This window comes from Ketobacter sp. MCCC 1A13808, from assembly GCF_009746715.1.
In the GTDB taxonomy this organism is placed as follows: Bacteria; Pseudomonadota; Gammaproteobacteria; order Pseudomonadales; family Ketobacteraceae; genus Ketobacter.
Genome location: NZ_VRKW01000003.1, coordinates 304,061 through 318,463, shown reverse-complemented (window position 1 = coordinate 318,463; position 14,403 = coordinate 304,061). Strand labels below are relative to the sequence as shown.

General features: G+C 52.8%; 13 protein-coding genes. 9 read left to right on the top strand and 4 right to left on the bottom strand.

The features are described 5' to 3' along the window. Nucleotides 1-30: 30 nt before the first annotated feature. Both FT643_RS08265 and FT643_RS08260 read right to left on the bottom strand, forming a co-directional pair. Complete coding sequence (locus tag FT643_RS08265; protein WP_156870907.1) at nt 31-510, bottom strand: nuclear transport factor 2 family protein; 480 nt, start codon at nt 508-510, stop codon at nt 31-33. A 6-nt stretch (nt 511-516) separates the two neighbouring features. Further along, on the bottom strand, nt 517-1,332 hold the full coding sequence (locus FT643_RS08260; protein ID WP_156870906.1) for an SDR family NAD(P)-dependent oxidoreductase: 816 nt from the start codon (nt 1,330-1,332) through the stop codon (nt 517-519). An 88-nt stretch (nt 1,333-1,420) separates the two neighbouring features. On the opposite strand from FT643_RS08260, the gene FT643_RS08255 reads away from it, so the two are divergent. Continuing rightward, on the top strand, nt 1,421-2,281 hold the full coding sequence (locus FT643_RS08255; RefSeq protein WP_156870905.1) for an IclR family transcriptional regulator: 861 nt from the start codon (nt 1,421-1,423) through the stop codon (nt 2,279-2,281). 22 nt (nt 2,282-2,303) lie between these two features. On the opposite strand, the gene FT643_RS08250 is transcribed toward FT643_RS08255, so the two are convergent. Then, nucleotides 2,304-3,173: a Tim44 domain-containing protein gene (locus FT643_RS08250; RefSeq protein ID WP_156870904.1), complete on the bottom strand. Its 870-nt coding sequence runs from the start codon at nt 3,171-3,173 to the stop codon at nt 2,304-2,306. A 301-nt stretch (nt 3,174-3,474) separates the two neighbouring features. Here FT643_RS08250 and FT643_RS08245 point away from each other — a divergent pair, with 301 nt between their 5' ends. The 4 genes from FT643_RS08245 (at nt 3,475) to FT643_RS08230 (ending at nt 8,301) form a co-directional block, all read left to right on the top strand. Next, complete coding sequence (locus FT643_RS08245; RefSeq protein WP_156870903.1) at nt 3,475-4,929, top strand: coniferyl aldehyde dehydrogenase; 1,455 nt, start codon at nt 3,475-3,477, stop codon at nt 4,927-4,929. Nucleotides 4,930-5,049: 120 nt separating this feature from the next. After that, entirely contained in the window at nt 5,050-5,625 is a 576-nt protein-coding gene (locus tag FT643_RS08240; RefSeq protein WP_156870902.1) for a hypothetical protein, read from the top strand. Between the two features lie 11 nt (nt 5,626-5,636). Beyond that, on the top strand, nt 5,637-7,247 hold the full coding sequence (locus tag FT643_RS08235) for a GMC family oxidoreductase (protein ID WP_156870901.1): 1,611 nt from the start codon (nt 5,637-5,639) through the stop codon (nt 7,245-7,247). A 133-nt stretch (nt 7,248-7,380) separates the two neighbouring features. Further along, nucleotides 7,381-8,301 carry an LpxL/LpxP family acyltransferase gene (locus FT643_RS08230; RefSeq protein WP_156870900.1) on the top strand — a complete coding sequence of 307 codons (921 nt, stop codon included), beginning with the start codon at nt 7,381-7,383 and terminating at the stop codon, nt 8,299-8,301. A 134-nt stretch (nt 8,302-8,435) separates the two neighbouring features. Here the strand turns inward: FT643_RS08230 and FT643_RS08225 are convergent, their stop codons facing one another. Further along, the gene (locus FT643_RS08225) at nt 8,436-11,237 is read right to left on the bottom strand and encodes a putative bifunctional diguanylate cyclase/phosphodiesterase (RefSeq protein ID WP_156870899.1); all 2,802 of its coding nucleotides are present in this window, start codon (nt 11,235-11,237) and stop codon (nt 8,436-8,438) included. Nucleotides 11,238-11,545: 308 nt separating this feature from the next. Between FT643_RS08225 and FT643_RS08220 the strand changes: the two genes are divergently transcribed. The 4 genes from FT643_RS08220 (at nt 11,546) to ggt (ending at nt 14,370) form a co-directional block, all read left to right on the top strand. Continuing rightward, a complete protein-coding gene (locus FT643_RS08220) occupies nt 11,546-11,722 on the top strand; it encodes a hypothetical protein (RefSeq protein ID WP_156870898.1) in 177 nt (58 codons plus the stop codon). An 88-nt stretch (nt 11,723-11,810) separates the two neighbouring features. Next, nucleotides 11,811-12,299, top strand: coding sequence for a pantetheine-phosphate adenylyltransferase (gene coaD, locus FT643_RS08215; protein ID WP_156870897.1), 489 nt, complete (start codon nt 11,811-11,813; stop codon nt 12,297-12,299). An 87-nt stretch (nt 12,300-12,386) separates the two neighbouring features. Then, nucleotides 12,387-12,638 (top strand): YfhL family 4Fe-4S dicluster ferredoxin, encoded by a 252-nt coding sequence (locus FT643_RS08210; RefSeq protein WP_156870896.1) that lies wholly within the window; start codon nt 12,387-12,389, stop codon nt 12,636-12,638. A 43-nt stretch (nt 12,639-12,681) separates the two neighbouring features. Continuing rightward, the gene (ggt, locus tag FT643_RS08205; RefSeq protein WP_156870895.1) at nt 12,682-14,370 is read left to right on the top strand and encodes a gamma-glutamyltransferase; all 1,689 of its coding nucleotides are present in this window, start codon (nt 12,682-12,684) and stop codon (nt 14,368-14,370) included. Nucleotides 14,371-14,403: the final 33 nt, after the last annotated feature.

The following is a 14,403-nucleotide window of genomic DNA, read 5'->3' as shown; positions in this document are numbered from 1 at the left end:
CACTGCCAGCCGTGGCGTTTTCGTGTTTACCTAACCATTCTTTGCTGACACTGAATTCAAGCGCCGAGACGCAATCGCGGACACGCGCAACACCATCCACGACGGGATAATGGAAAGCAGGCCCAGAAACTTCAGGCGGATGCTGGTATGGCGACGCCGCGCAATCTTCCAACCATCAGCGCCACGCACTAGCTCATCGTCGTAATAGCCAATGGCATGAGCACTACCAATGCCGCCCGGCCCGAACACCAACGCATCCACATAGGTTCGGCACCAGGCACGATCACCGTCAATACGAATATCGAAATTACTGAGACGGTGCAGTGAAGGTCCGGAATGCGCCCGGATCATATAAGCGGTCACCTCGTCGCAGCTGTTCCAGCGCCCGATTACGCCGTAATCCAGCTGGCAGTCTTGCGTAAAACAGGTCCGGAACAGGTCCCAATCGCGGGAGTCGATTCCAGTGGCATAGCGCACTAATACCGCCGAGATTTGCTCAAGATCGTTCATTCAGATTCAGCCCTTACCCATGACTTTTTTATTCGCTTTATCCATTAAGGACACAATAAAATTGCGGGAAAACGGGAACAGGAATCTAAGTCCCCAGCGCATTTTCCGGTTTGCCAGACGGATAGGCCCATCGGTTAAATGCGCCAGACAATCATCCACCACGTATGCCGGTGTCTCCGCGCCTTTGACCGCTTCATTCGGCCCCATTGCCAAACCAAGATTGTGACGCAAGCGCCGCAGAGCAGGTGTATCCGTTTCCCCCAGGATCAAACCCAACACATCCACGCCTTTGGGTTTAAGCTCACAAAACAACGCTTCGGCAAACACCATATCGAATGCTTTCGAGGCAGCATAAGCCACCATATTGCTCGCGCCCGCAAAGGCCGCGCCGGAACCCAGTATCACCACCGCCCCTTTGCCTTTGCTCACCATGGGCGCACAGAAGTGATGACAAAGCTGGACGGGTAAATTGCAGTTGCGGTGCACCATCGACTCTGCCACCGATAAAGGTGATTCAAGGAAGGGCATGTAATTCGAATCAGCCCCCGCACAGTAAACCAAGAATCCTACTTCAATATCGTTGACTGCGTTCTGAACCTGGATGGCGGCGTCGGCATTCGCAAGATCGATGGCCAGCGTCCGTGTTTTCACGCCATAGCGTTGCTCGATTCCACTGGCAACCTCATTCAACACATGCTCTCGCCTTGCGACCAGCACCACATTAAGCCCGCGTTGTGCCAATGTTTCTGCGAAGGTGCGGCCCACCCCTTCGGACGCGCCCGCGATCAGGGCCCAAGGCCCATACCGTTCCAAAAAGGTCATTATTATTTTTTCCTTTTTCTTGAATATTCAAGTTTAAATATTTAATATTTGTTGTTTGTAGTTTAAGCCGATTTTAAGGAGAGGGTCAATGCGGGGTGCCACATCCGGGCCAACCAGCCGGACACTGGATGTTTTAGAGTTGTTGGCCCGGAGTCCATCGACGGGCATTAGATACGTTGATATTGTCCGGCAGCTAGGGCTCAACCAAGGTACCGCCCATACCATTCTGAAGACGCTGGTGGACCGTGGCTGGGTGATTCGCGATCCCGGCGACAAAACATTCACCCTTGGCCCTGCCATTGCCGCGATCGGAGCGCAGTTTGACCAGACGCGACCTCTACTGCATGCCGCTCGCATTGCAGCCAAAAGATTGTCTGAAGAATTGGGCTTTTCTGCCTCGGTGGTGGAGTTGGTAAACGAAGAGTTGGTGGTGTCAGCGGTTTATCCCGGCGAATACGGCGAGGCCGTACCGCAACCGGGAACCAAAGTACCTTATGTGCCACCCTACGGGGCGATATTCGCCGGCTTCGCCCCGGAGCCCGAGCGCGTGGCCTGGCTGAACCGGGCCACCTCCCAGAGTCAAGAGGTGCAGGACGCGCTGGAGCGCACGCTGGCCCTGACGCAAGAGCGCGGTTATGACGTGGACTGGACAACCCCTGCGGTTGCCAAGATAACGGCTATGGCAGATTCCCTGGCAGACCTGCACCCATCGCTCCTGTCGGCAATGGATCAGGTGCTTATGGAACTCACCGCCCTCAGCTTTGACGAAATCGATACAGACCGTTCTGTAACGTCCATTATCGCGCCGGTGCTTGATCAACCAGGTTATGCCCGTCTGGGTATTGCCATCCACCCCCTGCGCCCTCTGCCTATTCAAAAGATCCAGGCCTGTGGCCGGCGCCTGGTAGAGGAAGGCAAAAAGATCTTGGATTTGCCTGTGCCGGGCTGACATGACGAAAAAACCCAGTCGGTCAGTCTTCAATCCCGATGATCAACCAGGGTGCGTCTGGATGAGTAAGATCTCGTTTCAAGTGCCAGATATCGGTAATCGGTTCTTCCACACCCTCATGGGTATCGCGATAGCGGCCACTAAACTTAACACTGAGTTCAGATTCACTACTCGTGTGCTCCGCACGCACCAGCTCTGCATCCACAAACAACACTTCGGTATGCTGGTCACCGGGCAATGTGGCCCGCTCTTCGCGCAGATCGCTATAGAGTGCTGGCGTGACATATTCTTCTATCTTAGCCAGATCGTTTTTGTTCCAGGCCTCCTGAAGGGTGCGGTAGTGATCACGGGCACCGGAAAGAAACCCGTTCATATCGAAGTCGGCCGGCAGGTTAAACGGTACCCTGGACGCAGCGAATCCAGTACCTGTGCCGGAACCGGAACCGGAACCGGAACCTAACACCGTGTCACGGGCCGGGGGAATGGAGTCGAATGTCGCGGGCCGTGTTGGCTGTGGCGCAGCATAGGCGGAGGCCTGTTGCTGAGCCGCCGGCGCCTTGCTGCGCAACAAACGAAAAATCACAAATCCCAACAGGCCGATGATCAAAATATCCATGAACTGAATACCTTCAAACGCCCCACCGCCGATCAGTGCAGCCAGAAGACCGCCAGCTAGCAAGCCACCCATCAAACCACCGAACATACCTTTACGGCCACCGTTGGCCGGGGCCTTTTGCGCAGGATTGCCCGCATCCGGGCGGGATGCCGGAGCCGGAGATGTCTGCCGCGACGAACCGAAGCTTTTACCACCGCCGAATTTTTTCGCTTCCGCTTCCATGGGCACCAGTGCAAACATAAGCATCATGGCAAACGCAGACCAAAGATATTTCATATTTTTCAATCCTTAAACCGAATGAGCGACCAAGCGTACTGGCGAACATGACGGAATACAACCACCACGCAACGCGAAACGCCCGCGTACTGCATCCGCAAACTGCCGGTGTGGTGACGACAAGTCCGAGTTCGACCTGTCGCCCTACGACATTGACTCTTTAGAGTAAAAGCTCTAAAAAGAGATTCCATGTTTACATAATGAGCCAAACCCGCCAATCTAAGGGTCTGGCCAAGAATTAAAACGAAAAAAAATAGCGGGCCACAGACCCGTTCTGATCCACTACAGAGGACAACAACTCATGGTCGCCAACGTTGCTCAGATGCAGGAGCGGAATCCTACCCTAACGGACTTGGAGCGGATATTTCAGGCACAAAAAGCCGCGTTTATAGCCCACCCCATGCCCGGTGCCGAAGAACGCATCAACCAGATTCAGCGCCTGAAGCCGGCTCTGCTCAGTCATCAGGACGCCTTCGTGGCGGCGGTCAGCAAAGATTTTGGCTCGCGCTGCCCGACCGAAACCCGGATTGTTGAAATTGCATCCTTGCTCGAAACCATTAAATACTGTTGTAAAAACCTGACCCGATGGATGCAACCACAAAAACGCAATGTGGCCGTCAATCTGAAACCGGCGAAAGCCAGAGTCTATTATCAACCACTGGGCGTGGTCGGCATTATCGTGCCCTGGAATTACCCCTACTTTCTGGCACTTGATCCGGCAATTGCCGCGCTTGCAGCAGGCAATCGGGTGATGATTAAAATGTCCGAATACACCCCCCACGCAGCAGAGGCATTGCGCTCCATGCTGGCAGAGGTGTTTCCAGAGGATCGGGTGGCGGTGATCACCGGTGAAGCCGATGTCGGCATTGCCTTTTCCAAGCTGCCGTTCGATCACCTGCTTTTCACCGGCTCCACCGCCGTAGGCAAACACGTCATGGCGGCCGCGGCAGAAAACCTGACGCCCGTGACACTGGAGCTGGGTGGCAAGTCCCCCGTAGTAATCCACGAATCCTTTCCGCTGGAAACCGCAGCCGAGCGTATCTCATGGGGTAAATGCATTAACGCCGGGCAAACGTGTATCGCGCCGGACTACGCACTGATTCATCAATCCAAAGTGGACGAGTTCGCCAGCGCGTTCACCCGCGTGGTATCACAGTGGTACCCCAGCAAACGCAACAACGAAGACTTCACCGCAGTCATTAACGAACGGCAACTCAGCCGCCTGAAAAGCTATCTGAGCGATGCAAAAGATAAAGGCGCTAAAATTGTTGAGATCAATCCCGCTCATGAAAATTTTGAAGGCTCGGGTAAGTTGCCGATCACTCTGGTGTTCAACACCACGGAAGACATGCTGATTGAGCAGAACGAAATTTTCGGGCCGTTGCTGATTATTAAATCCTACGACGCGATTGAAGATGCGATTCAGTACATCAATGAACGTCCGCGCCCTTTGGCGTTGTATTATTTCGATTTTGACATGCAACGCGCTGAACATCTGTTGACACACACTCATTCTGGCGGCGCCTGCATTAACGATACGCTCAACCATGTTGCGGTAGAAGACATGCCCTTTGGTGGAGTGGGCCCCTCTGGCATGGGGCACTATCACGGTCACGAAGGATTTTTAACGTTCAGCAAAGCCAAAAGCGTATTGATCAAAGGCAAATTCAGCGCAACCAAAATGTTGTTTCCACCTTGGAATCGTCGCATTCATCGCTTTCTGTTGAATGTGGCAATGAAAAACCCGAACAGCTAACAGAACCTTTCAGCACCTGTGCGCCAGGACAGCGCCTCCCGATAGGCTGCCCTGGCAAATTACCAACCAATATCTATATTCTTAAACAAAACCAAAAATAATAAATGACAGGAAGAACCCATGCACCCGACCCCTTCGCCCGCGCTTGAGCGCCGTCTCATACTGAAGTTGGGAGTGGCAGGATCGACCATGCTTGCAGGCGCCGGATTGCTCGGCTCGCTTCATGGTTGCAGCAGCCAAACCGTTGTCACTCACCCGGAAATAGAAACGCGTACCCTGAGCGTATTGAGAGAAAAAGACGTTGTCATTCTCAGTGCTATCGCACCGATTGCAATCAAAGGTAATTTTCCCACCGATTCGACAACAAAACAGCAAACGCTGAATCGGTTGATGATCGATATTGATGTATTTGTTGCTCACACTTCGCCACTCACCATCAAAAAAGTACAGCAGATGTTTGATCTGCTTTATAACCCTGCCTTTCGGATGATGGTCGCCGGTATCTGGCCCACCTGGCAAAACGCCAGTGAAGACGATATTGAGGAATTTTTGCTGGGATGGCGCGACAGCCGTATTAATACGTTCAGGCAAGGCTACCTGCTACTCACTCAGCTTTCCACCATGATGTATTACTTCGAACCGGATAACTGGACCGATGATATTTATCCTGGCCCCCCACAACACATTCCCGGCTGAGCGAGACCAACATGAGCAATAAAACCGTAGTTAAAGGTATCCCTGATCTCTTTCGACAGGGTATCGAATCCGGCTGGGCCACCCACAATGGCAGCAGCCTGACAGCAGCGCTGAACCTGGAATGTGATGTGCTTATTATTGGCAGCGGAGCCGGTGGTGGCACCGCTGCAGAAATTCTTAGCCAACAGGGGCTAAAAGTCATACTGATGGAAGAAGGGCCCCTGCAAACCTCCAACGATTTTGATATGACTGAAGCAAAAGCCTATCGCAATCTGTATCAGGAAGATGTGACCCGGGGTACGGCAGACGGCTCGCTGGTCATATTGCAGGGTCGCGCTGTGGGCGGGTCTACCACCGTCAACTGGACCGCCAGTTTCCGCACGCCGGATCAAACCCTGGATCACTGGACCAACGTACACGGGTTAAAAGGCTTCACCAAAGAAGAAATGACGCCCTGGTATGAAAAAATGGAACAGCGTCTGAATATTCACAAATGGCCAATGCCCCCCAACGCCAACAACAACGTCATTGCCAAGGGCTGCCAACAATTGGGATACGATTGGCAAATCATTCCCCGCAACGTGAAGGGTTGCTGGAACCTGGGTTACTGCGGTACGGGCTGCCCCACCAACGCCAAACAGAGCATGCTGGTCACTACCATTCCAACCGCCTTGGATAACGGCGCTGAACTGGTTTACCGCGCCCGTGCTGAAACCCTGATTATCGAAAACGATGCGGTGCAAGGCGCAGTGGGTTACGGCTTAAAGGAAAACGGCATTGACCGCACCCAGCCGATCCGTATCCAGGCGAAACACACGGTCATGGCCTGCGGCGGTATAAACGGTCCTGGACTTTTGTTGCGCTCCAAAGCACCGGATCCACACCACCGCATCGGCAAGCGCACCTTTTTGCATCCTGTACCCTCCACCTTGGCGGATTTCGGCACACGCATTGATGGCTTCTATGGCGCGCCCCAGTCGGTTTATTCCGATCACTTTCTGTGGACGGACGGCATCACCGGTGCGGCCGGGTTTAAGATGGAAGTACCACCACTGCAACCCAGCTTCGTAGCCTCCATCGGGGTCGGGCATGGCAAATCCCACTCCGACCAAATGAATCGCTTGCCCTATCTGAATATGATGATCGCATTGATCCGCGATGGCTTCACCGAGCAAAGTCAGGGTGGCACCATCTTCCTGCGCGACGATGGCCTACCCGGTATCGACTACCCGGTGAATGACTACCTGCGTGAAGCGGTCGTACGCGCCACCAAAACGATGGCCAGGGTGCAGTTCGCGGCTGGCGCAAAAGCCGTGCGACCTATTCACACCAACGGCGAGTTCAATACCACTTTGGATAAAACGTTGCAGCATATCGATAGCCTGGACCTCAGCATCAACCGCATGAAGCTGGGCAGCGCTCATGTTATGGGAGGCTGCGCCATGGGCGAAGACCCGCGCACCTCTGTCGTCGATAGCCTGGGTAAATTTCACCACCTGCATGGATTGCATATTATGGATGGCTCCATTTTTCCCACCAGCATCGGTGCCAATCCGCAGCTTTCGATCTATGGCATGGTGGCTCGTCAAGCCACATTACTGGCGCAATCCATGAAAGCGTAAACTGTGTAGCTTCGGCTGCCCCATCCACGGGAACAGCCGGAGCTTTGACCCGATTCGTACGCTGCCGTGCCCCGCAGCGGGAAACAATGCTATTATTGCGGCCAAATTGCGTAACCACTGAACACGTCTATCCATGAGCAAATTCGATAAAAATACCCTGCCTACCTTCACCCAGTATTGGAAACCCCGATATTGGCCGGTGTGGGCATTGATATTTTTGGGCTGGTGCGTTGCCCGGCTTCCTTTTTCCTGGCAGTGGAATATCGGCTGCCTTCTGGGGCGCATTATGAAAAAGGTGAGCCGGTCCCGTCGCCATATCACCACCCGCAACATCGAAGTCTGTTTCCCCCATTTGAACAGTGAACAGCAACAAAAGATCATAGATGAAACGTTCGACAACCTGGGCATGGGCTTTATTGAAATTGCGATTGCCTATTGGGGCAGCCAGAAAAAAGTAGACAAGCTGCTGGCGCAATTTACCGGACTTGAGCATTTTGTGCAGGCCCAGGAAACGGGTAAAGGAGTGATTCTTATTGTGGCACACATGATCAGCCTGGAATTGTGTTTGCGTTTTTTTGCGAGCGCCCAGGAGTGCGTAACGATGTACAAGCCAGCACACAACGAGCTGTTCGAACATTACAGTTTCGCCAAACGCGCCCGCTATACCATACCGGTGCCAAACAAAGATCTACGGCGTTTTTTACGTCACCTTAGGGAAGGCAAAGTAGCGCTTTATTTACCCGACCAGCACTATGGCATGAGCAACAGCGTGTTTGCTCCGTTTTTTGGTGTCATGGCGCCCACCATTGCTCGTACTGATGAATTCGTCCGTCTTACGAAGTGCGCATTAATGCCTGTGATGTTCGGCCGTAAAGCGGATGGTTATCACATCGAAGTACTGCCTGAATTCGAATTTCCCACCGGCGACAAAGTCCAGGATGCCACGCTGTTGAATCAATGGATCGAAAAGAATGTGGAATTGTATCCGGAGCAATACCTATGGGCGCACCGCCGCTTTAAAGAAAGACCGGAAGGCGACGCGCCGATTTATTAAAGCGCATAGCCGTTTTATAACTCGGATAATCCAACCCCGTCACCGAGGCAATATCGGCACTGTCTGCGATCGCCCATTTAACACGAAGGTTATCACTGCTATGGCAAGTGCGGGTGTTGTAGCCCACTCAAGTATTAATTCGGCTTACTTTCCTGAAGAGGGTCAAAATCACGCACAAATGAGGTTACCTGAACAGAGGTTAAGGGACGACTTACAAAAAAGCCCTGCACAGCATCACACTCCAGCTCTTGCAATTGCAGTAATTGCTGTTGCGTTTCCACCCCTTCGGCCATCACTTCTTTATTGAATGATTTTGCCAAGTCGATGATGGTGCGCGTAATTGCGCTGCTTATGGGGTTTGAATCCAGATCAGCAACGAAATTTTGATCGATTTTAAGAAGATCAAATGGCAGCGTATGCAGGTAACTCAAAGAAGAATAGCCGGTACCAAAATCGTCAATAGCAATGGTCACTCCCAGCGCGCTCAACTCGCCCAGCTTTTTTACTGCACTGTCTGCGTCGCCGATCAGAATGGTTTCCGTTACTTCCAGCTCCAGATCATCGTATTGAAGTTCAAAATCTTCGACCGCCGATTGCACCACACTGACGAAATCCGCTCGCGCAAGCTGGCGACCGGACACATTCACCGACACCCGCCGCACCGGTAGTTGTTGCTGACGCCAAGCGGCCATTTGTTCACAGGCCTGACGCACCACCCATTCACCCACATCCAGAATCAAGCCGGTGTCTTCCGCCACATCGATAAACTCACCGGGCAACAACAAACCGGCTTCTGAATCACGGATACGCACCAAGGCTTCCACACTGATTTCTTTTTTTTGCATGTACCACTGCGGCTGATAATGAAGCTCGACGTGGTCCTGCTCCAGGGCATCACGAATCCGGCGTTCCGCGGTCATCCGGCGCTGGGATGCTCTGTTCATTTCCTCTTCAAAGTAGCGGTATTGCGCTCCACCCTCGTGTTTGGCACGGTGCATTGCGGTGTCCACCTTACGCAATAACGTATTCACGTCCTGACCATCACTGGGGAATACGGCAATACCGACACTGGCCGTCAGAAAGTATTTTTTTCCTTCCACATTAAACGGCGACGACAGCATCGTCAGTATTTTGTCGGCCACCCGGGTTGCTCTCATTGGCGTATCAATATTATTCAGAACAATTAAAAATTCATCGCCTCCTTGCCTGGCTACCGTGTCTTCAAGCGTGACACAGACCTGCAATCGTTCGGCTGCCTTCACCAAAATCTGATCACCCAATGAATGTCCTTCGATATCATTTACTTTCTGAAAACGATCCAGATCCACAAACAATACTGCGCCCGATCCAAAATTCTTTATTGCGTGCTTCAGGCTTTGTTCCAGGCGATCTTTTAATAATTGACGATTGGGCAGACCGGTCAACCCGTCAAAATGCGCCTGCCGATAGAGTTGTTTTTCACGCCGCACCGCGGTGATCGCTACCGCTAAACGGTCGGCAAAATCTTTTAGCAAACTGCGATCCTGCTCCGACAACGTGGTGGGCTGCTCCCAACTCAATGCCAATACACCGCGGTTTTTACTGTTCACCGTAATCGGAAAAAGATAGGTGTTGCCGGCCAGCAAGCTGGTCTGCTCCGGCCACAACCAACTCAAATACTTCACGTCATTGCTACTGGTTCGATGCATAGGCGACACAACACCAAGCCAATGACGCTCATCATCGCCCAGCTCCCGCCTATCCACCTGATATTTCACTTTAGTACTGTGGTAACTGTAAACACACATTTCGGCAATGTTATCCGGATCACGCAATGCCACAGCCGCCGCATCGCTTTGGATCAGGTCCTGCATAGTGCTCAAAATTGAATGCGCTACCTGGTCCAGGTCGGGCACACTCAGAATCAGTTGATCAATGTTGGATAACGTCGTCAGCAACTGAAACTGCTTGCCTATTTGCTGAGCCATCTGGTTGAAGGCATCAGCGACATCGCTGAGCTCATCGTTACTATCAATGGCCAGGGAAATATCAAACTGGCGGTTAGCCACCGCCCGCGTGCCCTCCATCAACCGGTTCAGTGGTTGCAGTATGCGCTTGATCTGGACCGCGCTGACAATCGCGGCTAACAAAATGGTAGCGGCCACCAGCAACGAAAGTGCCCGTTGCAAGACCGTCAACGCGCCCATAACGTCGGAGCGGGACTGGCTTACCCATAGCTTCCAACTCGGCGCGCCGAATTTATTGTCCAGGAACAGACTTTGGATTTGCACCAAGTGCGTTTGCCCGCCCTGCTGCCACTCGGTCTGAAAAGCGGGGCGCAATCCGTTGTCACGCATTAGCTGTGAAAATTGGGCCGACGCGATCAGCGAGGAGTCAGAGCAAAGCAGTAATTCGTCGTAGCTGCCGAACAGGCAATAATCCATTTGCGGGTCCCGCATTCCCGGGTCGCCCATCAGATAATTGACATTCAGATCCGCCATTTGCAGCGACAGCCGCTCAGGTTGGTCCGGTGCACTGAGCAGTAACACCGCCCGGCCATCGGGCTGGCTGATCAACAGAAGCTCGCCATTATGCAAGCGGGTTCGCGCCGCAGCCTTTTGATCTTCGGGCCACTTTTTCAGCAAGGTATCCAGATCGCCCCAGGAACGGTAAGTCCAGCGAACGGCTCCGGATTCGGCTTGCTCCGGTAGTACCGCTTCCGCATCCTTTCCGGACCGGAATTGACTGCTCACCAATAGCAAGCGCTCATACAAAACTGAGCTATAAAATCGCGCTTCGTTACGCAGGTCCTGCTGACTTTGGTGGTAAAGATAACTACCGATGTAATTATAGGCGAACGAGGCGAACAGCAGCATGGGCAGCAAAGCTGCCAGGAACACCAACAAGAAGAACTTGCGGCCGAGTTTGCTGCGTAATGCACTCAGTTGAAACAACATCGTCCCTCAGGGTTTAAGGCTCAAATCAGAATAGCATACCACCGCCCCAGCCATTGTGGCCGGCGACACAGGCACTGTCGATAATCTTAACAAGCGCACTCACACTTGTATGAAAGATCCGAAACCGGTTATGGCGGTACAAGGGCGCCTGATCCCGGATGTTAAGTGTCGGTTTTTTTTACAATCAATTCAAGCTGTCTCTAAAATGTCACACTTAACTTATTGTATTAGTTGCTTATAGCCAGGCTGGCACAATGCTTGCTTTCAAAAGCTCGCTTTCTAAGGGATTGATCCGGAGTAGTCGTAGTATGAAATCTTTTTCTCTTATTGTTGTTTTGTTTTCATTGTTTTGCGCTCCTGTCTTTGCCGAACCAGTCTTGACAGAATCCGTTGAGTCGACCCAACTGGGCGATCAATTTGGAGTTATAGGGCTGTTATTGTTGGGCGCAATTTGTTTGGTTCTGGCGCGTCGTCGCGCAGTCTGAACCTTGTGGTTCAAATTGGCTTACGTTACCCTTCGCTTCCATTGTTAGCATTCTCGTTTGTAGTGCAATAGGAAGGGTAACGCAAGTCATGTCATCACACACCCGAGTCGTCTATCCAGGCACGTTTGATCCCCTCACCAATGGCCATCTGGATCTTGTAGAACGCGCATCGCGCCTATTTGACGAGGTCGTCGTTGCGATTGCGTCCAGCGAGAAGAAAAAACCGCTGTTCAGCCTGGAACAACGCATCAACCTGGCCATTGAAGCGGTTTCCCACTTGCCCAACGTCGAAGTGAAAGGCTTTTCCAAATTGCTGGTGTTCTTTTGCCAGGAGGAAAAAGCCAATGTCTTGTTACGAGGCCTACGGGCCGTTTCGGATTTTGAGTACGAGTTTCAACTGGCCAACATGAACCGCGCTTTGGACCATGAAATTGAAACCGCTTTTCTCACCCCTTCGGAGCACCTTTCCTTTATCAGCTCTTCTTTAGTGCGTGAGATATCGGCACTGGGCGGCGATGTCAGCCCCTTTGTTCCAACCCATGTATTGCAGGCGCTGCGCTCCAAACACAGCGAATAGCCTTAATGCCTGCCGGTGGTAAGTAAACCAAAGAGTCATTATCATTGTCGGAATTACCACTTTTTGTAAGACGAGAGAATTCATTGTATGGCCCTACTGATCACCGATGATTGCATTAACTGTGATGTGTGCGAACCGGAATGCCCTAACGGGGCTATTACCCAGGGCGATGAAATTTATGTCATTGAACCCTCCAAATGCACCGAGTGCGTGGGCCACTATGATGAACCTCAATGTCAGCAGGTCTGTCCGGTTGACTGCATTCCGCTGGACCCCGAAAACGTTGAATCCGAAGACCAGCTGATGGAGAAATACGAACGCCTGCAAGCCGAGGGCTAACCCCCTCCCAGACTACCATCGTCACTACCTTCAGGACGCACGGATGACCTTTCGCACCAACTTGACCGCCTTCTGTTTTATCTTGCTCACCACCGTCGCGCAGGCGGATATCGTGACCCCCAAGCACAATGCTGTCGCCAGCGCCCACCCCCTGGCAACAAAAGCCGGCCTGGAGATCCTGCAAGCGGGTGGTAACGCGTTCGATGCGGCAGTGACGGTCGCTTCGGTGCTGGGCGTAGTGGAACCCTATAGTGCGGGGATCGGCGGTGGTGGTTTTTGGATGCTGCATCAGGCCAAGAACAATAAAACGTTAATGATCGATGCTCGCGAGAAAGCCCCCGCAGCCGCCACCCGGGATATGTTTCTGAATAAAAAAGGCGCCGTCGACCGCGATCTCGCCATCAATACCGCACTGAGCGCTGGCATACCTGGCCAGGCCGCCGCCATGGCCCATCTTGCAGAGCACTACGGCACCCTGCCGCTGGGCAAAACCCTGGCTGCCGCGATTCACTACGCGGATACCGGCTTCCCTGCCAACAAAGTGTATCTCCAGCTTGCCAAAGTGCGACACTCCGTTTTGCAACGCTACCCCGCCAGCAAACGCCTGTTCCTTCTGGATGGTGCAGAAATGGATATCGGCACGCTGATCCGGCAACCGGGCCTGGCCGACACGTTGCAGGCACTAGCCAAAGATGGCTTTGCCGGATTCTATAAAGGCGACGTCGCCAAGCGCCTGGTCAAGGGGGTGCAAGCTTACGGTGGCATCTGGACAGAACAGGATCTGGCGGATTACACCGTGGTGGAACGTGACCCTATCCGCTTTAATTATCAGGGTGCCACCATTTGGTCTGCTCCTCCACCCTCTTCCGGAGGAGTGGCGCTGCAGCAAATGTTCGGCATGATGTCCCAGTTTAAATACAGCGATATGAATGAGGCGGATAAAACGCATTTACTGATCGAAGTGATGCGCAGGGCCTACCGCGACCGTGCGGAGTACCTGGGTGATTCCGATTTCGTCAAAATCCCTCTTAATCGCATTACCAGCGAAGAATATCTGCAAGATTTGTCCGATTCCATTTCCATGGCCCACGCCACCCCCAGTAGCAGCCTGGGATTGCCCAAACAGGTTGGCTCCGGCACCCATACCACTCACTTTTCAATCATTGACAAACAAGGCAACCAAGTCGCCGCAACGCTCTCGATTAATCTGCCTTTCGGCAATGGTGTCACTATCGAAGGCACCGGGGTGTTGCTGAACAACGAAATGGATGATTTCTCCGCCAAGCCCGGCAGCCCCAACGCCTACGGACTGATCGGTTCGGAAGCCAATGCCATTGAGCCGGGCAAACGCCCTCTTTCCAGCATGACTCCCACTTTTATGGAATTCGGCCCGAAAGACAATCGACAGCTTGCTGTGATCGGGACCCCAGGCGGCAGCCGCATTATCACCATGGTATTTTTGGGCTTACTGGAAGCACTCGATCAAAAAGGAATCCAGAGCTGGGTTGATCGACCACGCTTCCACCACCAATTTGCCCCTGATGTGGTGCAATACGAAGACGACGCCTTTGACCCTAAATTGAAAGCGGCGCTGGAAAAACGCGGCCACACCCTGAAGTCCGTTGGCCGAGAATACGGTGATATGCATACCGTACGCTGGTATCAAAAGAACGGTGAGGTGGAAGCAGCCTCTGATAAGCGCCGCCTGGGTTACGCTGAAATATCACCATAGAACGCAAAAAGCCCTGACTAGCAGGGCTGGATG